Source organism: Chryseobacterium sp. IHB B 17019 (assembly GCF_001456155.1).
Classification (GTDB): domain Bacteria; phylum Bacteroidota; class Bacteroidia; order Flavobacteriales; family Weeksellaceae; genus Chryseobacterium.
The window spans coordinates 1,751,016-1,772,738 of the sequence record NZ_CP013293.1 but is presented as its reverse complement, the minus strand read 5'-3'; the positions used below and the strand labels follow the sequence as shown (position 1 = coordinate 1,772,738).

25 protein-coding genes are annotated in these 21,723 nt (G+C 35.6%); 14 read left to right on the top strand and 11 right to left on the bottom strand.

Features of this window, described 5'->3' with window-relative positions; genetic code table 11:
* Nucleotides 1-72 precede the first annotated feature (72 nt).
* Nucleotides 73-447: a Co2+/Mg2+ efflux protein ApaG gene (apaG, locus tag ATE47_RS08210; RefSeq protein WP_228376339.1), complete on the top strand. Its 375-nt coding sequence runs from the start codon at nt 73-75 to the stop codon at nt 445-447.
* 31 nt (nt 448-478) lie between these two features.
* Here apaG and ATE47_RS08205 read toward each other — a convergent pair whose 3' ends face one another.
* From ATE47_RS08205 to ATE47_RS08195, 3 genes are all read right to left on the bottom strand, one after another.
* On the bottom strand, nt 479-1,033 hold the full coding sequence (locus ATE47_RS08205) for a 3'-5' exonuclease (protein WP_062161510.1): 555 nt from the start codon (nt 1,031-1,033) through the stop codon (nt 479-481).
* An 82-nt stretch (nt 1,034-1,115) separates the two neighbouring features.
* A complete protein-coding gene (locus ATE47_RS08200; RefSeq protein ID WP_062161509.1) occupies nt 1,116-2,096 on the bottom strand; it encodes a glycosyltransferase family 2 protein in 981 nt (326 codons plus the stop codon).
* 6 nt (nt 2,097-2,102) lie between these two features.
* A complete protein-coding gene (locus ATE47_RS08195; protein ID WP_062161508.1) occupies nt 2,103-2,987 on the bottom strand; it encodes a lysophospholipid acyltransferase family protein in 885 nt (294 codons plus the stop codon).
* Between the two features lie 79 nt (nt 2,988-3,066).
* Here ATE47_RS08195 and ATE47_RS08190 point away from each other — a divergent pair, with 79 nt between their 5' ends.
* Nucleotides 3,067-3,636 carry a thioredoxin family protein gene (locus tag ATE47_RS08190; RefSeq protein WP_062161507.1) on the top strand — a complete coding sequence of 190 codons (570 nt, stop codon included), beginning with the start codon at nt 3,067-3,069 and terminating at the stop codon, nt 3,634-3,636.
* 95 nt (nt 3,637-3,731) lie between these two features.
* Here the strand turns inward: ATE47_RS08190 and rplI are convergent, their stop codons facing one another.
* The 6 genes from rplI to ATE47_RS08160 form a co-directional block, all read right to left on the bottom strand.
* Nucleotides 3,732-4,253 carry a 50S ribosomal protein L9 gene (gene rplI / locus ATE47_RS08185; RefSeq protein WP_062161506.1) on the bottom strand — a complete coding sequence of 174 codons (522 nt, stop codon included), beginning with the start codon at nt 4,251-4,253 and terminating at the stop codon, nt 3,732-3,734.
* Nucleotides 4,254-4,433: 180 nt separating this feature from the next.
* Nucleotides 4,434-4,736, bottom strand: a complete 303-nt coding sequence (gene rpsR, locus ATE47_RS08180) for a 30S ribosomal protein S18 (RefSeq protein ID WP_002979091.1) — start codon at nt 4,734-4,736, stop codon at nt 4,434-4,436.
* 32 nt (nt 4,737-4,768) lie between these two features.
* On the bottom strand, nt 4,769-5,110 hold the full coding sequence (gene rpsF / locus ATE47_RS08175; RefSeq protein ID WP_062161505.1) for a 30S ribosomal protein S6: 342 nt from the start codon (nt 5,108-5,110) through the stop codon (nt 4,769-4,771).
* A 147-nt stretch (nt 5,111-5,257) separates the two neighbouring features.
* Entirely contained in the window at nt 5,258-6,610 is a 1,353-nt protein-coding gene (locus ATE47_RS08170) for a chloride channel protein (protein WP_062161504.1), read from the bottom strand.
* Nucleotides 6,611-6,820: 210 nt separating this feature from the next.
* The gene (locus ATE47_RS08165) at nt 6,821-8,140 is read right to left on the bottom strand and encodes a dihydrolipoamide acetyltransferase family protein (RefSeq protein ID WP_062161503.1); all 1,320 of its coding nucleotides are present in this window, start codon (nt 8,138-8,140) and stop codon (nt 6,821-6,823) included.
* Between the two features lie 63 nt (nt 8,141-8,203).
* Nucleotides 8,204-9,031, bottom strand: a complete 828-nt coding sequence (locus ATE47_RS08160) for an SAM hydrolase/SAM-dependent halogenase family protein (protein WP_062161502.1) — start codon at nt 9,029-9,031, stop codon at nt 8,204-8,206.
* Between the two features lie 132 nt (nt 9,032-9,163).
* Here ATE47_RS08160 and ATE47_RS08155 point away from each other — a divergent pair, with 132 nt between their 5' ends.
* Complete coding sequence (locus ATE47_RS08155; protein ID WP_062161501.1) at nt 9,164-10,123, top strand: PhoH family protein; 960 nt, start codon at nt 9,164-9,166, stop codon at nt 10,121-10,123.
* A 143-nt stretch (nt 10,124-10,266) separates the two neighbouring features.
* Nucleotides 10,267-10,929, top strand: a complete 663-nt coding sequence (locus tag ATE47_RS08150) for a porin family protein (protein ID WP_062161500.1) — start codon at nt 10,267-10,269, stop codon at nt 10,927-10,929.
* A 66-nt stretch (nt 10,930-10,995) separates the two neighbouring features.
* On the opposite strand, the gene ATE47_RS08145 is transcribed toward ATE47_RS08150, so the two are convergent.
* Nucleotides 10,996-11,970, bottom strand: coding sequence for a pirin family protein (locus ATE47_RS08145; protein WP_062161499.1), 975 nt, complete (start codon nt 11,968-11,970; stop codon nt 10,996-10,998).
* A 230-nt stretch (nt 11,971-12,200) separates the two neighbouring features.
* Between ATE47_RS08145 and ATE47_RS08140 the strand changes: the two genes are divergently transcribed.
* The 5 genes from ATE47_RS08140 (at nt 12,201) to ATE47_RS08120 (ending at nt 15,709) form a co-directional block, all read left to right on the top strand.
* Nucleotides 12,201-12,710: a hypothetical protein gene (locus ATE47_RS08140; protein WP_062161498.1), complete on the top strand. Its 510-nt coding sequence runs from the start codon at nt 12,201-12,203 to the stop codon at nt 12,708-12,710.
* A 213-nt stretch (nt 12,711-12,923) separates the two neighbouring features.
* Nucleotides 12,924-13,580, top strand: a complete 657-nt coding sequence (locus ATE47_RS08135; protein ID WP_062161497.1) for an outer membrane beta-barrel protein — start codon at nt 12,924-12,926, stop codon at nt 13,578-13,580.
* Between the two features lie 71 nt (nt 13,581-13,651).
* Complete coding sequence (locus ATE47_RS08130) at nt 13,652-14,320, top strand: outer membrane beta-barrel protein (protein ID WP_062161496.1); 669 nt, start codon at nt 13,652-13,654, stop codon at nt 14,318-14,320.
* 40 nt (nt 14,321-14,360) lie between these two features.
* Nucleotides 14,361-14,996 (top strand): OmpW family outer membrane protein, encoded by a 636-nt coding sequence (locus ATE47_RS08125; protein ID WP_062161495.1) that lies wholly within the window; start codon nt 14,361-14,363, stop codon nt 14,994-14,996.
* A 59-nt stretch (nt 14,997-15,055) separates the two neighbouring features.
* Nucleotides 15,056-15,709, top strand: a complete 654-nt coding sequence (locus ATE47_RS08120) for a porin family protein (protein WP_062161494.1) — start codon at nt 15,056-15,058, stop codon at nt 15,707-15,709.
* Nucleotides 15,710-15,768: 59 nt separating this feature from the next.
* On the opposite strand, the gene ffh is transcribed toward ATE47_RS08120, so the two are convergent.
* On the bottom strand, nt 15,769-17,130 hold the full coding sequence (ffh, locus tag ATE47_RS08115) for a signal recognition particle protein (RefSeq protein WP_062161493.1): 1,362 nt from the start codon (nt 17,128-17,130) through the stop codon (nt 15,769-15,771).
* 458 nt (nt 17,131-17,588) lie between these two features.
* Here ffh and atpB point away from each other — a divergent pair, with 458 nt between their 5' ends.
* The 5 genes from atpB to atpA all read left to right on the top strand — a co-directional run bounded on the left by atpB (nt 17,589) and on the right by atpA (nt 21,708).
* Nucleotides 17,589-18,710, top strand: a complete 1,122-nt coding sequence (atpB, locus tag ATE47_RS08105; protein WP_062161491.1) for a F0F1 ATP synthase subunit A — start codon at nt 17,589-17,591, stop codon at nt 18,708-18,710.
* A gap of 46 nt (nt 18,711-18,756) precedes the next feature.
* Nucleotides 18,757-18,975 (top strand): ATP synthase F0 subunit C, encoded by a 219-nt coding sequence (locus tag ATE47_RS08100; protein ID WP_007844726.1) that lies wholly within the window; start codon nt 18,757-18,759, stop codon nt 18,973-18,975.
* A 100-nt stretch (nt 18,976-19,075) separates the two neighbouring features.
* Nucleotides 19,076-19,570, top strand: coding sequence for a F0F1 ATP synthase subunit B (locus ATE47_RS08095; protein WP_062161490.1), 495 nt, complete (start codon nt 19,076-19,078; stop codon nt 19,568-19,570).
* A 2-nt stretch (nt 19,571-19,572) separates the two neighbouring features.
* Entirely contained in the window at nt 19,573-20,112 is a 540-nt protein-coding gene (atpH, locus tag ATE47_RS08090; protein WP_062161489.1) for an ATP synthase F1 subunit delta, read from the top strand.
* A gap of 18 nt (nt 20,113-20,130) precedes the next feature.
* Nucleotides 20,131-21,708, top strand: a complete 1,578-nt coding sequence (gene atpA, locus ATE47_RS08085; protein ID WP_062161488.1) for a F0F1 ATP synthase subunit alpha — start codon at nt 20,131-20,133, stop codon at nt 21,706-21,708.
* The last annotated feature ends 15 nt before the right edge of the window (nt 21,709-21,723 follow it).

Below are 21,723 nucleotides of genomic sequence, written 5' to 3'. Positions count from 1 at the left end.
TTTCTAATCTCGTCTTGAAAAAGGCGAGATTTTTGTATCCATTAAAGAAATACTAAGATGATGTTCTCAAAAATGACCTCAAATATCAAAGTTTCAGTAACACCTGAATATGATAGTAAGAATAGTTATCCATCTGAAAACAGATATGTTTTTAAATACAACATTACGATCGAAAATGACGGAAGTTTTGCCATAAAAATTCTTAAAAGAAAATGGCTGATCTTTGATGTTGGTTTCGGATATACAGAGATTATTGGTGATGGAGTGATTGGCCTCACGCCGGAAATTCCGATAAGTGAAAATTTTACTTATTTCTCAAATGTCATGCTTCGGTCCGGAGTAGGAAATATGAGCGGAAAATATTTAGTTAAAAATATGGAAACTCAGGAAAATTTTGAAATAGAGATCCCGAAATTCAATTTGTTGTCGGAGGTTTTGAGTAATTAAAAATAAGGGCAGTGAGCCAAATTAATGCGGATTAAAGCTTTTTAATCTTCAGTTTCATATAATCAGCAATTTCTTCATTACTTGTAAGAAATAGTTTCTCAAATGCCAGTAAAGAGATCTTTGCACAAACCTCTGCATCGTCGCCCGCCCTGTGATGATTAAATTTAATTTGATGGTATTCTGCCAAATGTTTTAAACCGTATTTAGGCAAATAATTCCAAGATTTTTTCGCTAATTGAATGCTGCACATGTAATTTAACTTTGGAGTAAACATCCCATAATGATTCAGGCAGCCACGCAAAACTCCAGCATCAAAACCGGCATTGTGAGCAATCATCAACGTTCCGTACATCATTTCTTCAACTTCATACCAGATTTCGTCAAACGTAGGTGAATCCTTCACATGGTCCGGTAAAATCCCGTGTACGTCTACATTGAACGGGTTAAAATAAGGAAAGCTCGGCGGTTTTATCAGCCAGGTTTTAGTTTCAACAATTTTAGAATCCTGTACAATACAAACACCAAGTTCACATGCAGAATTCCTCTCATGTGTTGCTGTTTCGAAATCTAGTGCACAAAAATCCATTTTTAATTAAGTTATGAGTTATAAATTATGAGTTTTGAATTATGAGTTATAAGATTTAAGAACTTAAAAGTAAAATTCGGGACTATTTTTTTCCTCCTAAAAAGTGTTTAAAGATTAACCATTTTGATTGATAAAATTTTTCTTTCTGAAATTTCTGTCGAAGCTTCCATGTTCCAGGAACCTGTCCGTAAAATGCAAAGTGTGCTCTTACAACAGCCCACAAATGGGGGAAACCCTGTTTTAATCCAAAATAAATCCCCGCGATACCATCCAGGCATAATCTGAAAAATATCAGCCAGATCAGCTTTGGAAATGGTAAATTTTTCAACATCATTGAAAGGTTATTTCTGATATTTAAATAAGTCTTTTGAGCTCTTTGCTTATTCAAAGTTCCGCCTCCAACATGGTAAACTTTAGATTTTCCGGTATAAAAAATTTTCTTTCCGGAATTGATTAATCTCCAACAAAGATCAATTTCCTCCTGATGCGCAAAAAATCTTTCATCAAAACCCTGCTGTTCCCAAAAATCTTTAGAGCGAATAAAGAAACAACATCCCGATGCCCAGAAAATCTCCGTTTCATCATCATATTGGCCTCTGTCTTCCTCCAGATCATCAAAAACCCTACCTCTGCAATATGGATAGCCAAGATTGTCGATCAAGCCGCCTGCAGCTCCGGCATATTCAAAATAATTCTTATTATTAAAGGATAAAATTTTGGGCTGAATAGCAGAAATTGATGAATCTTTTTCAAATAAGTCTAATACAGGATCAATCCAGTTTTCCGTAACTTCTACATCGGAATTGAGAAGACAGTAATATTCGTTTTTAATTTCTTTTAACCCTTCATTATAACCTCCCGCGAAACCGTAGTTTTTATTGTTTTTAATAATTTTTATAGTTGGAAAATGAGTCTGTAAAAACTCTATAGAATCGTCTGTGGAAAGGTTGTCAATAACATAAACATCTGCATTTTCAGAAAACCTCACTACATCCGGAAGGAACTTTTCCAGCCAGTTTTTTCCGTTCCAGTTTAGTATCGCGACTGCTAGTTTTTTTGACATGAGAATCTATATTTTTTCAGAATCAAAATTTTTAATAGAGTCTTGATATTTCCATTTTCTGTGTGACCAAAGATAATTGTCAGGACGTTTGTGTAAGGTGTTTTCCAATAATTTATGGAACTTTTTCACTACTTCATTCTCAACAAATTTTTCTCCGTCCGGATAAATTCTGTGATAATTCACTTGGTAAAATCCACGTTTTACCTTTTTCATTTCACAATAAATGAATGCAAGGTCCATTCTTGTGGCTAATTTATCGTATCCAATGAAAACAGGAGTCCTCTGATTCAGAAATTCTAATCCGTAAGTAATATGGGAAGAATGCGGCGTTTGATCAGCAACAAACATATAGATGGAATCACCATCATTTTTCTTTCTAAAAATATTAAGAATCACTTCATTAGCTTCCAATGCCTCATTCCCGAATTTATTCCGGACTTTTTTCATCTGGTTTTCCCAAAAATCACTGTTTACCTTTCTATAAACAGGGTGACAATGTTTTTGCGGAACAAGCTTAGCTAAAGCATTTATCCATTCCCAATTGAAGACGTGGCCCGCCAACAGGATGATGTTTTTACCTTCTGCTTTTGCCTCATGGAAAAGGTCCTGGTTAATATGCTGCATCCTCACTCTTGCTTCCGTTTCGGAGATGCTGAAGGATTTTATTGTTTCCACCAAATAATCGGAGAAATTGAGGTAAAACTTTTTCCTTATTTCCTTAATTTCTTCAATCGGCTTTTCAGGGAACGAGTTTTGCAAGTTCTTGGTAATGACAATTTTTCTATACCCAACAAGATAATAGTTTAAAAAGAAAATAATATCTGAAAAAATGTATAAAATTTTCAGTGGGAGTTTAGAAATTAAATATAATATTTTGATCAGGAAATTCATAAAACATGCAAATTTACGGATAATAAAAATATGGTTCTATTTTTGCTTCAATTAAGTATTATTTTTTTACTTTTATGTTATGAAAAAATTAATGTTAACAGCATTTTTGGGATTAAGTATTTGTGCTTTTTCTCAGGAATTGAAAGATAAACCTGCTTCAAGGGAAACTGATAAGGCATTGTTGGTAAAAACAGACCATGCAGAGCTTGATGCAAAGAAAAAAGCAGCTGAAGAAAAAGCGAAGTTGCCTAAACCATATAATCCGAAAGCAGATGCGGAAAAGGATATTCAAAATCTGATTGCAAAAGCTAAAAAGGAAAAGAAAAATATTATGATTCAGGCGGGTGGGAACTGGTGTATCTGGTGTTTGAGGTTCAACCAGTTTGTACAAACGACACCTGAGCTGAAAGGAATGGTTGATAAAAACTACGAATATTATCATTTGAATTTTTCTCCTGATAATAAAAATGAAAAGATTTTTGCAAAATATGGAAATCCGGGTGACAAATTTGGATATCCTGTTTTTATAATTTTGGACAGCAATGGTAAGATGATTCACGTTCAGAACAGTGAAGTTTTAGAGGAAGGGAAAGGATACAGCTTGGAAAAAACGAAGGAGTTTTTTAAGCAATGGGCTCCAAAGTCTTAAAAATATAAACCGGAATTTTCTTCTCGGTTTTAATGATAAAAAGAAACCACTTCAAATTGAAGTGGTTTTTATATTGAGAAAATCTCGTCTTTTTATTAAGCTTCTTCAGAAGGAGTTTCTTCTACTTTAGCGACTGGTTTTGGAGCAGCTGGTTTAGGAGCTTCTACCGGAGCGTCAGATACGATATCGAATTCGAAGTTGTATTCAACGTTTCTGTGTAATCTGATGTTTGCAGTTACTTTACCAGTTCTCTTGATAGTGTTTCCTGGGATTTTGATATATTTCTTCTCTACAGAAACTCCAGCTTTTTCTAGAGCAGCAGAAAGATCTGCATTGTTGATAGATCCGAATAATTTATCACCAGAACCTACTTTTGCAGGAATTGTGATAGAAGTTTTCTTCAATTGCTCAACTACAGCGTTTGCAGCAGCGATTAATTTAGCTTCTTCTTCTTTTCTAGCTTCTAATGTAGCTTCTAAAGTAGCTTTGTTTTTAGGTGTAGCTAAAAGTGCAATTCCTTGAGGAATTAAGAAGTTTCTAGCATAACCTGGCTTTACGTTTACTGTATCAAACTCAAGTCCTAAGTTTTCTACGTCTTTTTTTAGGATAATTTCCATTGTTGTTGTCCGTTTTTTAGTTTTAGAGAAAAGAACAAAGAAAAAAGAAAAAAGACAGGTGTCTTAGAAATTATTTCTTTTCTTTAATCTAAAAATCGTTAGAATTAATTATTATTCAGCAACTTAAAAAAAGAGAAACGACCGGAATCTTTTCTCTTTCTTCTTGTTTCTTTTTATATCTTACTTTAATAAGTCAGCTACGTAAGGTAGTAACGCAAGGTGTCTTGCTCTTTTGATAGCAGCAGAAACTTTTCTTTGGTATTTCAAAGAAGTTCCAGTGTATCTTCTTGGTAAGATTTTACCTTGTTCGTTTACAAATTGTAATAAGAAATCAGCATCTTTATAATCAACGTGCTTAATTCCGTATTTTTTGAATCTACAATATTTCTTTTCAGATTTTGTATTGATATCAAGCGGAGTAAGGAATTTTACTTCAGATTCTCCTCCTGCTGAGGCTTGTTTAGCCATTTCGTCTATTGCCATGTCTTGTCTTTTTTAAAAAATAGGGTTAATAATTAAGCTTTAGCTGTCTTTACTTTAGTTCTTCTAGTTACAGCATACTCAACAGCGTGTTTGTCAAGTTTTGTAGTAAGGTAACGGATTACTCTTTCATCACGTTTGAATGCTAATTCTAGATCAGCAACTACAGTACCTTCACCTTTAAATTCGATTAAAGTATAGAACCCGTTCTTTTTCAATTGGATCGGATAAGCTAATTTTTTTAATCCCCAGTTTTCTTTAGCAACGATTTCGCAGTTTTTTTCTTTGATAAGATCTTCAAATTTTTTCACTGCTTCCTCCACCTGTGCGTCAGATAGAACGGGAGTTAAAATGAAAACAGTTTCGTAATTGTTCATAATGTTAAATAAATTTGTTAATTATTTCGAGGTGCAAAAATAGAGAATAAATTTGTTATATGCAAACAATTTATAAGTAATAAGCAATGGGTAATGGGTAATGAACGCTTGATTTATTTAAAAAACTCAATTTTAATTACTTATAACCTATTTCTCACTCCTTATTTCCGTTAAGAAATTCGCTTTTATCACATCATACAAAGAATGTCTGCTTACAAGAATAGAAACAATTGACGAAACCATTCCGGCCAGCATCAGGTGGAAAATCAGAGAATGTCTGTCGGTCATTTCCAGGACGATAATAGCTGATGTAAACGGAGCACGCGTAATTCCTGTTAAAAAAGCGACCATACCTCCGAGAACCACAACATTTGTTTCATTGGGAGTCAAGTGAATAAATCCTGAAATCACAGAACCGATGCTCGCTCCGGCAGTCAGAGCTGGGGCAAAAATTCCTCCCGCACCGCCAGATGTGAAGGAAAGGGCAGGGCCGAGCATCCTTAAGATAGGAACATACCAGTCTTCATGCTTGTTATTCGTGAAAAGCACCCGCTCCATAATCTCTTTTCCCGAACCTAGAATTTCCCTGTTGATAAAATAAGCAATAGATGCAATAACCAACGCGCAGATAACCAGGAATATAATATTGGCTTTATCGGTTTTTAATTTTCTTTTTTTCCAATCACTCATTTTCAGCATGATTACGGAAAGCTGGCTTGCCAAAATTCCTGCAATTCCTGCAACTAAAATAATAGGAAACATCACCATTAATGAAACATCATTGGTTTTCGGATAGCCCAGATACAAGTACGAACCTGCCAGAGTCTGAGCTGTAAGCCCCGCAATGATAACAGCCGTAAATAAAGCAGTTTTAAAGTAGTTAATATGGGTTTTTGACAATTCTTCAACGGCAAATACAATTCCGCCAAGAGGAGTATTGAAAGCTGCTGCAAGACCTGCTGCGGCTCCGGTCATAATCATGTTTTTCTTAGAAATTTTCGGCCACCATTCCGGAAGGTATTCATTTACTTTGCGGAAAACAGACCCGGCAATCTGGATGGTTGGTCCTTCACGACCGATGGCACCGCCGCCGATTACCAGAATAACAGAGGAAATTATTTTAAAAATAATAATTTTTAAGCTCAAGAGACTTCTTATTTTTTTATGTTCCCTCGGATTGGCCAGTTCCACGGCTGCCATTACCTGCGGAATTCCGCTTCCTTTGGCATTGGGTGCAAATTCTTTCACGAGCCACCAGGAAACCACAAAACAAACAGGGGCGACAATAAAAATCATCCATGCATGCCAGTTCATAATAAAATGCAAAAGATTTTCGCCCCAAGCAAATATCTTTGCATACATCACCGCTGCAAACCCAGTAATCACAGAACCAATCCAAAACGGAATGGCCTGAAGCAGATTGTGTTTCAGTTGTTCATTACGGATATTGTCAAAAGATTTTTTAAGACTTCTTCGAATGAGGGTTAAAAATTTCAACATTTGTCAATTTTTAGGGGTAAAAATACGGTATTTTTATGAAATTCGTATTATAGAAGGGCTGAATTGGCTGTTTTTTTATTTTGTCTAAAAATAAATAATTCTGACTGTTTAAATTTAAAGTAAATTAAATCCAAAAACAAAAAAACCTCCGAAAAGAATCGAAGGTTTTATATTTTAAAATCGGCAAATTATTTGCCAATTGCTCATTACTTAGATTTCGGTGTTCAGATCCCAGTTTTCCAGGTAATCGTGAACATGCTTCAGCATCATTCCACCCAAAGAACCGTCTACAACCCTGTGATCATAAGAGTGAGACATGAACATTAAGTTTCTGATAGCAATTACATCACCGTCTGCCGTTTCAAGAACTGCAGGTTTTTTCACAATAGCTCCAATGGCTAAGATAGCAACCTGAGGTTGAGGAATAATCGGTGTTCCCATAAGGTTTCCGAAGCTTCCGACGTTAGAAATCGTGTATGTTGCACCCTGAGTGTCTTCCGGTCTTAATTTTTTGTTTCTTGCTCTGTAGGCCAGATCGTTGATCGCTTTTGCCAATCCTGAAAGTGACAATTGATCAGCATTTTTGATTACAGGAACGATAAGGTTTCCGTCCGGTAGAGCCGTTGCCATACCGATATTGATATTTTTCTTTTTAATGATATTATCACCGTTGATAGAAACGTTGATCATTGGGAAATCCTGAATCGCTTTTACCACAGCTTTCACGAAAATCGGCATGAAAGTCAGTTTTTCGCCTTCACGTTTTTCAAAAACGGCTTTGTTTTTATTTCTCCATTTTACCACGTTTGTCACGTCAGTTTCAATGAAAGAAGTAACGTGTGGAGCAATGTGCTTAGCCTTCACCATGTTTTCAGCGATGATTTTTCTCATTCTGTCCATCGGAATGATTTCGTCACCTGCTCCCAGAGTGATGGTAGAAACCGGAGCTGAAGTGGCCACCGGTTGTGGAGCAGAAACTGCCTGTTGTACCGGAGCAGCAGCTTGTGGAGCCGGTTGGTTTCCTCTGTTTTTAACGAAAGCTAAAATATCTTCTTTGGTAATTCTTCCTTCCAAACCGCTTCCTTTGATAGATTTAAGTTCAGATTCAGAAATATTTTCCTGTTGTGCAATTGATTTTACAAGCGGAGACAAATAAAGATCTCCGGAGAATTCTTGTGTTGAAGCAGCTACTTGCAAAGGCTGTTCAATAGTTTTTAATGTATCGGTATCTGGAGCTGCAGCCGGAGTTTCAGTTTTTACGTCTTCTGAAGCTGTATTTCCGCCTTCACCTTCAATTTCTAAAATAGCAATGGCTTCACCTACTTTTGCAACTTCGTCTTTTTGCTTTAAGATTTTCACAATTTTCCCCGAAACTGGTGTCGGAACGTCTGAATCTACCTTATCTGTTGCAATTTCTACTACGGAATCATCCTCCTTTACATTATCGCCTTCGTTGAACAACCAAGTGATAATTGTCGCTTCCATAACACCTTCTCCCATGGAAGGAAGCAATAATTTGTATTCTGCCATTTTTAATTTTTAGATTTTGACAAATATATAAAAAAAATCGTTTTTTTTATGAAATATTTAATTCTAGGAAAATTCGATGTAAATATTTTCTCCCACATTCAATCCGAATAAAGATTTTGCACCGTTTTTTTTACTTCCCTTATAGATCGTTAATTCCAAAAGCTGACTGTCATTGAAAATTGCTGCAGACTGCCCATGATATTCGGTCTCTCTTGTCCAGTCTGAAACCACCTCCGTATGACTTGAAAATACCTTCGAAAGACTTAAATTCCTGAATTTGATGGTGAAATTTTCGTATCCTCTTCCCATGGTTTCAAAAAAGTCTTTGCTGATATTTGATATTATATTTCCGAAATTATCAATATAGGTTACCTCACCAATGATCATTTTTTCTGATTCATTATAAACAGGTTTCGGGAACAGAAGTTCTTTGGCATGTTTTATTTTTCTGCCGATCACTTCCGGAAGTCCGCCGTTGGCCAAATGCACCGCCGCAGGAACAAAAACATCCGTTGAAGTGAAATTAACAATATCATCAAACCTGTTATTTAAAGTAATTTCATAAATGGCTTCAGGTTTAATATCAAAAAAAATTAAACTTAAAAGCCCGTTGTCTGCTGCCAAAAAGTAATGTCCGTCTGCTTTGTAAAGGATATTTTTCCTCGATTTATGATGAAAACTGTCTACAGAAAGGATATGGATGGTACCTTTTGGAAAATATTTATAAGAATTCCTGGCAATATAGGAAGTCTGAATAAGGTTGAAAGCCTGAATATCGTGAGAAATGTCAACAATATTCACCTCAGGCTTTAGAGACAGGATTTTGCCTTTCACAGCGGCAACTCTGTAGTCTAAATTTCCGAAATCCGAAGTAAGGGTAATGATTGACATTGAATAGTTATAGAATGATCGTTCTGCAAATTTATTTAAAAATAAAGGAAAGCCCGAAGATTGTGGAAAAGAATTTGATACAAATTTGAAAAAAAGGTTTAAATTTAAAATCTAAAATAAATAAAATACTGCATGTTTGAATTGACATATGATTTGGAAGATGTAGATGTAAAAATCTTCTATGGTGTAAACAACCAATACTTTAATTTAATAAAATCCAGCTTTCCGACCCTGAAAATCACAGGAAGAGACCATTTTATCTTTGCGATGGGGAATCAGGAGGCTCTTGATATATTTAAGCAAAAGCTTGATGACATTGTAAAATTTATCTCGACAAATAATTATATCGAGCTTAAAGACGTTGAAAATATTCTAAACCTTAAAGACGAAAACGAAAAACAGCTTGTTTTTGACCAGGATATTATAGTAAAAGGAGTAAACGGTAAAATAATTAAAGCTAAAACCACCAATCTTAAAAAATTAGTAAAGGAAACTGAGAAAAAAGATATGGTTTTTGCGATCGGGCCTGCAGGAACGGGGAAAACATATACCAGTGTAGCCTTAGCTGCAAAAGCTCTGAGAGATAAGGAAGTGAAGAGAATCGTTCTTACAAGGCCGGCTGTGGAAGCAGGGGAGAGCTTAGGATTTTTACCGGGTGACCTTAAAGAAAAGCTTGATCCGTATTTGCAACCTTTATATGATGCGCTTCGGGATATGATTCCTCACGATAAGCTGGAAGGATATATGGAGAAGAAGGTGATTGAAGTAGCACCATTAGCTTTTATGAGAGGAAGAACACTGGATGATGCTTTTGTAATTCTGGATGAAGCACAGAATACAACACATTCCCAGATGAAAATGTTTTTAACAAGAATGGGTATGAATGCGAAATTTATTATCACAGGTGACCCAAGTCAGGTAGATTTGCCTCCAAAACAGCAATCTGGGTTGAAAGAAGCTATGAGAATTTTACATGGCGTAAAAGAGATCGGGTTTGTACATCTTACTGAGGAGGATGTTGTAAGGCATCCTGTGGTAAGGAAAATCATTCTCGCTTATAACGATGAGGAAAAGCGGGTTAGAAATGAATAACTAACTATAAATAAATGATATAAAGCAGGATAAATTAATTTTTATCCTGTTTTTTTTAATATAAAATATACAAAATATACCATATTCTTTGATATTAGAAATAAATTGCTATTTTTGCCACAATTTAATAAAAAAATTCAATTATGAAGAAAATTTTACTTCTGGCAGCTGTAGCTGTAATGGGAATGAGTGTTACCGCTCAGGAATTTAGATTTGGACCTAAAGCTGGTTTTGCAATGTCAACTATTAAAGTTGATGATAAGCAGGATGATCTATATAAAAGAGAAATGGATCCTAAATATACTTTCTATATCGGAGGTATGGCGGAATACAAAATTAGTGACAAGTTCGGTTTACAGGGTGAGGTTTTGTATTCCCCACTTGGAGCGAAGGAAAGAATTGAAGAAAGCGAAGGTGATGTTTATTTTGGTGAACAGACAAAAGTGACGTTTGGAACTTTATTGGTTCCTGTTTCTGCAAAATATTTTATCAGTGAAGGATTTTCTGTTGCTGCGGGTGTGAATTTCGGAATTATTCTTACAGCTAAACAAAAAACTGTAATTGGAACTAATCTTCCTGTTGACATAGAAATTGAAGGTGGTGAAGGAGAGCAAGATATCAAAGATGATATTAAATCTTTAAACCTAGCTCCATTTGTAGGAGTAGAATATATGCTTGAAAATGGACTTTTCTTTGATGCAAGATATAATTTAGGGGTATCAAACCTTTCCAATGACGGAAGTGGAGGGAAAATAACGAACAGCTTCGCACAAATCGGTGTAGGATTCAAGTTCGGTGGTAACTAAGATCTCTCTATCTAATAAAGATATAAGCGGAAACAAATTTTGTTTCCGCTTTTTTTATATTTTGGACTACAATCTGTTTCTTCCTGCAGCGTCAATAATATCAGGATCACCCATTTTCCCGGCGTTGTAATCCGCGATACATCTTCTGATTTCATCTTCAGTGTTCATTACAAATGGCCCGTAAGCGTATACCTCTTCGTTATGAGGCCTTCCGCCAAGCATTAATATTTCCGTTTCCCCGGCACTGAAAATATTTACCATACTTTCTCCTCTTTCATAAAGTACTACCTGATTGGCTTTAATTTCTTTTCTTCCTTCCGCCTCAAGGCTTCCGTTGATTACATAAATAAAAGCGTTGTGTGTGGGATCGGTGGGAATGCTTAATTTCGTATTTGGTTTCAATTTAATATGATAGTAAAAAACCGGAAACAGAGTTTCAACTTGTGATTTAGCCCCGAAAAGTTCACCCATTACAATTTTTGCAGTATAATCCTTATGCTCGATCTCTGCCATTTTATCCTTGCTGAATACATGGGTTGTAGGATCAATGAACTTGTATTTTGAAGGAAGGTTGAGCCATATCTGAAAACCGTGATAAATTCCGCCATGCTGAAACATCATTTCCCCCGTTTCTTCTCTGTGAATTGCTCCTCTTCCGGATGTAAACATCATGAAATCTCCCTGATTAACATGAAAATCATGATTCAAACTATCGCGATGACGACAGTTTCCCGACAAAAAATATGATGTAGGGATGATACCTGCATGAGGATGAGCTCCAACGGTTAAAGGTGTTTCATTAGGATTTACAGCAATAGGGCCAAATTCATCGAAGAATACAAATGGGGAAACATAATCGTTTTTATCTCCGGCAAAAGCACGTAATACCGGCAAATCTCCCACCATTGTTTGTTGTGTATTGAGAATCTGATAGATCTTTCTGCCTTTTTCCTCATTCAACCCGGCTGATTTTAATAATACCGGTACCGCAGTATAAGCACCTACTATTGCAGAGCCTTTTATAAATTGTCTGCGTTTCATATTTATGTTTTTTTTTAAATAATTTTAAGCGAAGGTACAGATAAAGAGTTCTTTTAACTTGTAATACTATCTTAAAGGATAGCAGCTATCTTCAGGTAAAATACTTTTAAGAATAATATAAAACTAAAATAATGATGAATAAATTTCTTTGATAACACAAGGAAGAAGAGTAGTATTAATAATGTTGACAAATTTTAGTAATTTTGTCAAACAAGTATAAATTTTTAAATATGAAAAAACTATTATTACTAGGTGCTTTTGCATTTTTAGGAGGTGCAATGCAGGCGCAGGAAGGATTTAGATTGGGAGGTCATGTGGGAGCTCCGCTAGGTGACGCTTCAGATGCAGCAAGCGTTACCCTTGGGATAGATGCTGCTTATATGTGGAATATCACAAAAGGTCTGGACATTGGGGTTACTACAGGATATTCTCATTTTTTCGGGAAAGATAATGTAGATGATTTCGGCTTTATTCCTATTGCGGCTTCAGGAAAATATAAATTTGCTAAACTTCCTCTTTTCGTAGGATTGGATTTGGGAGCGGCTATTTCTACCAGGGATTATATCAACAGTGGTTTGTATGTGGCGCCAAGAGTTGGATATCAGATGAGGAGTACAGAATTGTATTTAGGATTCCAAACCATCAGCAGCAAATACAAAGATCATGGTCCTTATTGGCATGATAACGGCAGACATAATTTCGGAGCCGTCAATTTCGGAGTAAACTTCTTTTTGAAATAAGAAATTTTTTAAAATCAAATAAAACTGACTCCAATTGCAGAATTGGAGTTTTTTTATTAGAAATTTTGTGAAAAAGTCAAAAAGCTTAATTTAATACACTTTATTATTGAGAATTGCTAATATTTATCAATGATATTAATCACGTTAACAAATTTTAATTTTAAGTGGTATCACTGTAAATTTGCCCTCAGAAAGTATTAAAATTTTAAAAAAATGAAAAAAGTATTATTAGCTGGTGCTGTTGCACTTTTCGGTTTATCTAATGCTCAAATCGCTAAAGGAACTGCTTATCTTTCAGGATCTGTAGGGTATTCTCAAGAAGAAACAAACAACGGTAACTATAAAAAAGAAGATTTCAACGTATTACCTAGAGTTGGATATTTCGTAGGAACAAACTTAGCAGTTGGTGTTGGAGTAGGATACCAGACTTCAAAAACTACTGAAACAAGTACGGCTTTCTTACCGGGAACTACAGTTGTAAGCGAGGATATCATCAAAAATCCTGCATTTGTTGTTGAGCCTTTCGTAAGAAAATACTGGACTTTGTCTGACAAATTATATATCTTCGGACAATTGGCAGTACCAATGCAGTTCGGTAAGACTGAGGTTGAAAGCACTACTGTAGCTACTACAGGTTCTACTACAGCTACAACTTCAAATTCTTCTGAAGCTAAATACACTCAAGTAGGTGTTACTGTGAAGCCAGGTTTAGATTATTTCTTAAACAAAAACTGGTCTATCGAAGCTACAATCGGAGAATTTGGTTATAACAACTACAAGCCAAAAGATGGTGATGCTACAAACAACTACACTTTCGGATTGAACTTATCATCAGTTACTTTCGGAGTTAAGTATGTTTTCGCTAAATAATTTAAGCTAAAAGCATTAAAAATAAAGTCCTGAGTTTACTCAGGGCTTTTTCTACATATAAAAACTATACCATGAAAAAACTAATATTGGCCGGAGCTGTTGCGCTTTTCGGACTTTCTAATGCCCAAATTAAAACAGGAACTTTTTACGTTTCCGGACAGATAAGTTATACTCAGGAGGAGAATAAAACAACAAATGAGAAAACTCAGGATTTTAAAGTAATACCTACAGTAGCTGTATTTGTAGCACCAAATTTGGCCGTGGGAACTGGTTTAGGATTAAAAAACAGTAAAACTGAGTATACTCAAACTCTTTCTAGCGGTCCTTTCGCTACTATTATTGACTATACAGGGAAAACAAACGCTGTTGTAGTAGCTCCATTCATCAGAAAATACTGGACTTTATCAGATAAATTATACTTCTTCGGACAACTGGAAGTTCCAATGGAATTTGGAAAAATCAATCATGATGCATTAGTAACATACGTGGACGGAATGTCCGGATCTATGGGACAGGAGACTTTATCGGTTGAAAGAAAATATACCTCAATCGGTGTAAATGTAAAACCAGGTTTGGACTATTTCTTAAACAAAAACTGGACGATCGAAGCCACAATTGGAGAATTTGGATACAAGAATTTAAAGTATAAAGACGAAGATAATACAGATGTTAAAAACTATAATTTTGGTTTAAACCTATCTGCAATTTCTTTCGGGGTAAAATATGTTTTTGCTAAATAATCAAATTAAAATAATAACATAACTTTTAAAATTAAATAAAATGAAAAAACTATTACTAGCTGGTGCAGTTGCACTTTTCGGACTTTCAAACGCTCAGATGACTAAAGGTGACTGGGTAATCAGTGGAAACACAAGCGCTGGTTTCAACAGCATTAATACAACTGTTAAAGTTGGAGACGAGTCTGCAGACGGACCAAAAGTAACTACATTCTCAGTTTCTCCTTCAGTAGGATATTTCGTAATCAACAAATTAGCTGTTGGTATTGAACTAGGATACACTACTGCTACAACAAAGTATGAAGGGATCAAAGCTACAACAAGCAGCTTTTCTGTAATGCCTACTGCTACTTATTATTTTACTAACGACAGCAAATTCGTTCCTTTCTTAGGAGCTGGAATTGGGTATGCTTCAGTGAAAAACAGCGGTGAAACAGATTTTATGGGTATTTCTGCATCTGACGAAACTACTACAGACGGTCTGGCTTGGAAAGTAAAAGGAGGGGTAACTTATATGGCAACTCAGTCTTTAGGGGTTAACTTAGGAGTTTCTTACGATCAGTTTTCAAACAAAGAAACTTACATGAATACAGATGTTAAAACAAACGTAAAAACTTTCGGAGTTAATGTTGGTTTCTCTTATTTCATCAAAGCTAAGGCTCAGAAATCTGATAAATAATTAAACGGTTAAACACAAAAAAGGTTCAGCAATGAATCTATAAAATTTAAGCTAATATCATGAAAAAAATTCTATTCGCATCAGCTTTAGCATTATTTACAGCGGCTAATGCACAGACAACTTTCGGATTAAAAGGTGGATTTGCCTTATCTAAATTAACGTCTAATGAAGATCTTGACGCTTTTGAAGGAGTAGACGGTGGGCTGAAATCAAAGGCAGGCTTTTACGTGGGTGCTTTGGTTGAGCATAAATTCAACAATAAATTTGCTGTACAGGGAGAAGTTCAGTACGCTAATCTTGGCGGTAAAGCTGAAGTTTCAATGTCTGGCATTACCGTGACGGAGAATTTCAATTTAAACAGAATTGTAATTCCTGTATCTGCAAGATATTATGCAACACCTGATTTTGCAGTATATGCTGGACCTTTTGTAAGCATTAAAACGGGTACTAAAGTAAACATTGATGTATCGGGAGGTACAGCGGATCCGCAATTACTGGATGAAGCAGAAAGCTTCCTGGAAGAATCATTTGATGATGGTTTGAAGTCTGCTGAGTTCGGATTATTTTTAGGTGCGGATTATAACGTATACAAAGGACTTTTTGTAGATGCACGTTATAGTTTCGGATTATCTAATATGATTAAAGATCCTGTTGCCGACGAAAAAATGAGGATGAATTTCTTCCAGATTGGAATAGGATATAAATTCAAGTAATAGCAAACTCAAAAAAAAACTCTCAGAATTTTCTGAGAGTTTTTTTTTATATATCTTTTCTATTTTCCAAACATTCCGCCCATTCCCGGCATATTCGGCATTTTGCTCATCATCTGCATCATCTGCTTTCCTTGTGGGCCCTGCATCATCTTCATCATTTTACCCATTTGGTCGAATTGCTTCATTAGTTGATTCACATCTTCAATTTTTCTACCCGCACCTTTTGCAATTCTCTGCTTTCTCTGAGTATTGATAATAGAAGGTCTTCTTCTCTCATCCGGCGTCATAGAATAGATGATCGCTTCAATATGCTTAAATGCATCATCGCTGATTTCAACATCTTTAATTGCCTTTCCAACCCCAGGAATCATCCCCATCAAATCCTTCATGTTACCCATTTTCTTGATTTGATTAATCTGCTTTAAGAAATCATCAAAACCAAACTCATTTTTAGCAATTTTCTTGTGAAGTTTTTTCGCTTCTTCCTCATCAAACTGCTCCTGAGCTCTTTCTACCAAGGAAACAACGTCTCCCATTCCCAGGATCCTGTCTGCCATCCTTTCAGGGTAGAAGATATCCAAAGCTTCCATTTTTTCCCCTGTAGAAATGAATTTGATCGGCTTTTCAACCACCGAACGAATCGTTAATGCAGCTCCACCACGGGTATCACCGTCTAATTTTGTTAAAACAACACCATCAAAATTTAAAGCTTCGTTGAAAGCTTTTGCCGTATTTACGGCATCCTGACCTGTCATAGAGTCAACAACGAATAAAGTTTCGTTTGGCTTAATGAAATAATGAACTGATTTAATTTCGTTCATCATCTGCTCATCAATCGCAAGACGACCCGCCGTATCAACGATCACCACATCGTGGCCGTTTGATTTAGCGAAATTAATTGCGTTTTCAGCAATCGTAGAAGGATTTGTAGAACCTTCTTCCGTGAAAACAGGAACCCCGATTTGTCCGCCCAGTACTTTTAGCTGGTCGATCGCTGCCGGACGATATACGTCACAAGCTACCAAAAGAGGTTTTTTATTTCTTTTAGTCTTTAAAAAATTAGCCAGTTTTCCAGAGAAAGTTGTCTTACCGGAACCCTGAAGACCTGCAATAAGAATCACAGATGGTTTTCCTGAAAGATTAATTCCTTCCTGGGAACCTCCCATTAAATCTACTAATTCATCATGGACAATTTTTGTCATCAACTGCCCTGGAGTAAGCGAAGTAAGAACATTTTGTCCCAACGCTTTATCCTGAACTCTTTTCGTAAGATCTTTGGCAACTTTATAATTAACATCGGCATCCACCAATGCTCTACGGATCTCTTTTACGGTTTCCGCCACATTGATTTCCGTGATTTTTCCACGTCCCGAAATATTATGAAGCGCCTTGTCTAATTTATCCTGTAAACTATTAAACATATGTATTGTAAATTATAGGTTTGCAAAAATAAGGAATTTTTAAATAATATATATTATATAAGGTATTGAGATTTTTGTTTCTGAATTATAATTCTATTTTTGCAAAATGAATTTTTGGGATAGTTTTATTATTATATTTCTATTATTATTTTTGAATATTATCATATTTATAGTATTTAAAAGATATTTATATGGTAAACCGGACGCCGGAATGAAATTTTTAGCTACAAATCTTTCTAAAGATATTATTTGGCTGATTATTTCTTTAATAATAATTGACAAAACAAGAGATAATTTTCTCTTTATTGTTATTTGCTTTATTGTTGGTTCATTCCTTATATATTTATCTGTAATAAAACTCATTAATAAATCCTGATTTTTTTGATGATAAAAATCAATTTTTAATATTGGTAAAGTTTAATAAAATCGATATATTTGCACACGATTAAAAAAGAGATATGAACAGAAAAATTTCTTCATTATTTTTCGCATTTTTGTTTGTGTTTATTAGCGGTTTAGCTACTGCACAACACGAATCTGAGGGTGAGAAGTCGGCTGAAAAAGTAGAGCACAAAGAAGCGGGAGAGAGCTTCAATGCCACTAAAATGATCATGGAACACATTGGTGATTCAAACGAATGGCATTTATGGACTACAAAAGATGATAATGGTGAAGAGCATCATGTTTCTATCCCGTTGCCGGTAATTATTAAGGATAATGAAGGATGGCATACTTTTCTTTCCAGCAGTATAGCTCATGGTCATGAACACGACGGATATACTTTGGAGCACGGACAAGTAGTTTCTACGAAAGGAATTGAAAAAGCAACTTTATTTTCAATTATAAGTGGGAAACAAAAATCAAATGAAGTGTTTTTTGATTTGTCAGTGACTAAAAATGCAGCTTCAATGTTCTTGTCAGTGATTTTTATGGCAATTATATTTATCGGAATGGCAAGAAACTATAAAAAATCTCAACTTCCAAAAGGTATTGGAAAAGTTATGGAGCCTGTCATTGTATTTATAAGAGACGAAGTAGCTATTCCAAATATTGGGTCTGTTAAATATAAAAGATATATGCCTTATTTATTAACAGCATTTTTCTTTATCTGGTTTAACAACTTATTTGGATTGATTCCGTTCTTCCCTTTTGGGGCAAACCTTACAGGTAATATTGCAATCACTGCGGTTTTAGCAATCATTACTTTACTAATTACACTATTCAGTGCTAATAAAGATTATTGGAAACACATCTTTATGCCACCGGTTCCGATCTTATTGTATCCTATTATGGTTCCAATCGAGATCATTGGGATCTTTACAAAGCCTTTCGCTTTGATGATGCGACTTTTTGCTAACGTTACAGCGGGACACATTATGATTTTGGCGATTATTTCATTAATCTTCATTTTCAAATCTCCTTTCTTAGGATTTGCATCTGTACCATTAGCATTATTTGTATCCGTATTGGAATTATTAGTAGCGGCGTTACAAGCATATATCTTTACTGTATTATCAGCATTATTTATTGGTATTGCAGTTGCAGAGCATGATCACGGTCACGAAGAGCATGCACATTAATTAAACAAAATTTAAAATAATTTTTAACTAATATAATTTATTTATTATGGATTTATCAACTGGAGCAGGATTAATTTACGTAGGTATCGGTTTAGCAGTACTAGGTGTAGGTCTAGGTATCGGTAAAATCGGTGGACATGCAATGGATGCTATCGCTAGACAACCTGAGCAAGCTGGTAAGATTCAAGGAGCAATGCTTATTGCTGCTGGTCTTATTGAAGGTGCTGGTCTTATCGCGATTATCTTTGGTGCTTTCATCAAGTAATTATCCTCAAAAAAGCATTCTTAGCAGTGAAGCGGTTGGCTGCTGCTAAGAATTTTAAAAAAACAATCCATAAAATAACATTTAAAAAAGAATTACAGATATGGGAATTATAGAACCTGGAATTGGACTTTTGTTTTGGATGACCCTTACTTTTGTTATCCTATTGTTTCTTCTTGCAAAATACGCTTGGAAACCAATCGTAAATGCAGTAAACGACAGAGAAACTTCTATTGTTGACGCTCTTAATCAAGCTACATTGGCAAGAAAAGAAATGGAAACTTTAAAAGAAGATAACGAAAGAATCATTCGTGAGGCTAAAGTCGAAAGAGATGCTATCCTTAAAGAAGCCAGAGAAATTAAAGATAGAATCGTAGGTGAAGCTAAAGATGCTGCTAAAGCTGAAGGAGATAAAATGATTGAAGCAGCTAAACAGACAATTAATTCTGAAAAGAATGCTGCAATGGCAGACATCAAAACTCAGATCGGTGCTTTATCTGTAAACATCGCAGAATCTATCTTGAAACAAAAGCTTGATAACAGCGAGGCTCAAAACGAATTAGTTCAAAATTATTTAAACAAATCTAACCTTAACTAATAATGCTTACATCTAAAGTAGCTAAAAGATACGCACAAGGTTTACTTGATTTTACAAACGAATCAGGGCAAACGGCTACTGTATTTTCTGAAATGAAAGATGTGGTGAAGATTATGAAAAAATCTCAGGATTTGAACAAATTCTTCATGACCCCTTACATTGATTCTAAAAAGAAAGTAGAGGTAGCAAAAGAGATTTTCAAAAGTTTATCAGCTTCTTCACAGAATTTGATCACTTTGGTTATCAGACAGGGTAGAGAAAACCAACTGAAAAATATCGCTCAGGAATTCATCAATAAAGTTGAAGATATCAACGGGGTACAGAGAATAACTCTTACGACGGCAACTCAGCTTTCAAAAGAAAACCTTGATCAGATTTTAAAATCTACAAACCTGGTAAATACAAACTCAAACTTCGATTTGATAGTAAATGTAAAACCTGAAATTTTAGGAGGTTACATTTTAAGAGTAGGAGACCAGCAGGTAGATGCATCTGTAAAATCGAAACTTAATCAGGTTAAAAAAGATTTTCAATTAAATTAAGAAAAAAACAACCATACAATGGCAGAAATAAATCCGGCAGAAGTATCTGCGATCTTAAAACAGCAATTGGCCAACTTCGATACTCAATCAAACGTTGAGGAAGTAGGTACAGTTTTAACCATCGGTGATGGTATTGCTCGTGTATACGGGTTAGAAAACGTACAATACGGAGAGTTGGTGAAATTTTCTAGTGATGTAGAAGGTATTGTACTGAACCTTGAAGAAGACAACGTAGGTGTTGCTTTATTAGGTGAAAGTAAATTAGTAAGAGAAGGTGATACAGTAAGAAGAACAAACAGAATCTCTTCTATCAAAGTAGGAGAAGGTATGTTGGGTAGAGTAGTTGATACTCTTGGTAACCCTATCGATGGTAAAGGTCCTATTACTGGGGATTTATATGAAATGCCATTGGAAAGAAAGGCTCCTGGAGTTATTTTCAGACAGCCGGTAACTGAGCCTTTACAAACTGGTATCGTGGCGATTGACTCTATGATCCCTGTAGGAAGAGGACAGAGAGAGCTTATCATTGGTGACAGACAGACAGGTAAAACTACTGTTGCGATTGATACGATCATCAACCAAAAAGAATTTTTTGAAGCAGGAAATCCTGTATATTGTATATATGTTGCTATCGGGCAGAAAGCTTCTACCGTAGCACAAATCGTTAAAACCCTTTCTGACAAAGGAGCTTTAGCATATACGGTAATCGTTGCGGCTAATGCATCAGATCCGGTTCCAATGCAGGTATATTCTGCAATGGCAGGAGCTTCTATCGGTGAGTTCTTCAGAGACACTGGTAGACCGGCATTGATCGTTTATGATGATTTATCAAAACAAGCGGTTGCGTACCGTGAGCTTTCTCTACTATTGAGAAGACCACCGGGTCGTGAAGCTTATCCAGGAGACGTTTTCTATCTTCACTCAAGATTATTGGAAAGAGCGGCAAAAGTTATCGCTGATGACACGATCGCTAGCCAAATGAATGATTTACCTGAGTCTTTAAGACCAATTGTAAAAGGTGGTGGTTCATTAACAGCACTTCCAATCATTGAAACTCAAGCGGGTGACGTTTCTGCGTATATCCCTACAAACGTAATCTCTATTACTGACGGACAGATCTTCTTGGAGTCTGATCTATTCAACTCAGGGGTACGTCCTGCGATCAACGTGGGTATCTCTGTATCAAGGGTAGGAGGTAATGCTCAGATCAAATCAATGAAAAAAGTTTCTGGTACGTTAAAATTAGACCAGGCTCAATATAAAGAACTAGAAGCGTTCGCGAAGTTCGGTTCAGACCTTGATGCTTCTACTTTAGCGGTTATTTCTAAAGGGGAAAGAAACGTTGAGATCCTTAAGCAGCCGGTAAACTCTCCACTTCCTGTAGACAGCCAGGTGGCGATGATTTACGCTGGAACTGAGAACTTATTGAGAAACGTTCCTATCAGAAAAGTAAAAGAATTCCAAATCGAATATATCGCATTTTTAAGATCTAAGCACCCTGAAACAATGGCTGCTATCAAAGCTGGAAAAATTGATGATTCAATTACTGGTGTTCTTAAGCAGGCTGCTAACGATTTAGCTTCAAAATATAACTAAAAATTAGTTGATGGT

Excerpts from the sequence above, each read along its gene's own strand:
- ATE47_RS08150 (WP_062161500.1), top strand. The coding sequence starts at position 10,267 with ATGAAGAAAATTTTACTTCTGGCAGCTGTAGCTGTAATGGGAATGAGT.
- ATE47_RS08200 (WP_062161509.1), bottom strand. The coding sequence starts at position 2,096 with ATGTCAAAAAAACTAGCAGTCGCGATACTAAACTGGAACGGAAAAAAC.
- ATE47_RS08195 (WP_062161508.1), bottom strand. The coding sequence starts at position 2,987 with ATGAATTTCCTGATCAAAATATTATATTTAATTTCTAAACTCCCACTG.
- ffh (WP_062161493.1), bottom strand. The coding sequence starts at position 17,130 with ATGTTTAATAGTTTACAGGATAAATTAGACAAGGCGCTTCATAATATT.
- ATE47_RS08125 (WP_062161495.1), top strand. The coding sequence starts at position 14,361 with ATGAAAAAACTATTACTAGCTGGTGCAGTTGCACTTTTCGGACTTTCA.
- ATE47_RS08100 (WP_007844726.1), top strand. The coding sequence starts at position 18,757 with ATGGATTTATCAACTGGAGCAGGATTAATTTACGTAGGTATCGGTTTA.
- ATE47_RS08120 (WP_062161494.1), top strand. The coding sequence starts at position 15,056 with ATGAAAAAAATTCTATTCGCATCAGCTTTAGCATTATTTACAGCGGCT.
- ATE47_RS08190 (WP_062161507.1), top strand. The coding sequence starts at position 3,067 with ATGAAAAAATTAATGTTAACAGCATTTTTGGGATTAAGTATTTGTGCT.
- ATE47_RS08155 (WP_062161501.1), top strand. The coding sequence starts at position 9,164 with ATGTTTGAATTGACATATGATTTGGAAGATGTAGATGTAAAAATCTTC.
- ATE47_RS08130 (WP_062161496.1), top strand. The coding sequence starts at position 13,652 with ATGAAAAAACTAATATTGGCCGGAGCTGTTGCGCTTTTCGGACTTTCT.
- atpB (WP_062161491.1), top strand. The coding sequence starts at position 17,589 with ATGAACAGAAAAATTTCTTCATTATTTTTCGCATTTTTGTTTGTGTTT.
- rpsR (WP_002979091.1), bottom strand. The coding sequence starts at position 4,736 with ATGGCAATAGACGAAATGGCTAAACAAGCCTCAGCAGGAGGAGAATCT.
- ATE47_RS08170 (WP_062161504.1), bottom strand. The coding sequence starts at position 6,610 with ATGTTGAAATTTTTAACCCTCATTCGAAGAAGTCTTAAAAAATCTTTT.
- atpH (WP_062161489.1), top strand. The coding sequence starts at position 19,573 with ATGCTTACATCTAAAGTAGCTAAAAGATACGCACAAGGTTTACTTGAT.
- ATE47_RS08135 (WP_062161497.1), top strand. The coding sequence starts at position 12,924 with ATGAAAAAAGTATTATTAGCTGGTGCTGTTGCACTTTTCGGTTTATCT.
- ATE47_RS08145 (WP_062161499.1), bottom strand. The coding sequence starts at position 11,970 with ATGAAACGCAGACAATTTATAAAAGGCTCTGCAATAGTAGGTGCTTAT.
- apaG (WP_228376339.1), top strand. The coding sequence starts at position 73 with ATGACCTCAAATATCAAAGTTTCAGTAACACCTGAATATGATAGTAAG.
- ATE47_RS08095 (WP_062161490.1), top strand. The coding sequence starts at position 19,076 with ATGGGAATTATAGAACCTGGAATTGGACTTTTGTTTTGGATGACCCTT.
- ATE47_RS08165 (WP_062161503.1), bottom strand. The coding sequence starts at position 8,140 with ATGGCAGAATACAAATTATTGCTTCCTTCCATGGGAGAAGGTGTTATG.
- ATE47_RS08160 (WP_062161502.1), bottom strand. The coding sequence starts at position 9,031 with ATGTCAATCATTACCCTTACTTCGGATTTCGGAAATTTAGACTACAGA.
- ATE47_RS08140 (WP_062161498.1), top strand. The coding sequence starts at position 12,201 with ATGAAAAAACTATTATTACTAGGTGCTTTTGCATTTTTAGGAGGTGCA.
- ATE47_RS08205 (WP_062161510.1), bottom strand. The coding sequence starts at position 1,033 with ATGGATTTTTGTGCACTAGATTTCGAAACAGCAACACATGAGAGGAAT.
- rplI (WP_062161506.1), bottom strand. The coding sequence starts at position 4,253 with ATGGAAATTATCCTAAAAAAAGACGTAGAAAACTTAGGACTTGAGTTT.
- atpA (WP_062161488.1), top strand. The coding sequence starts at position 20,131 with ATGGCAGAAATAAATCCGGCAGAAGTATCTGCGATCTTAAAACAGCAA.
- rpsF (WP_062161505.1), bottom strand. The coding sequence starts at position 5,110 with ATGAACAATTACGAAACTGTTTTCATTTTAACTCCCGTTCTATCTGAC.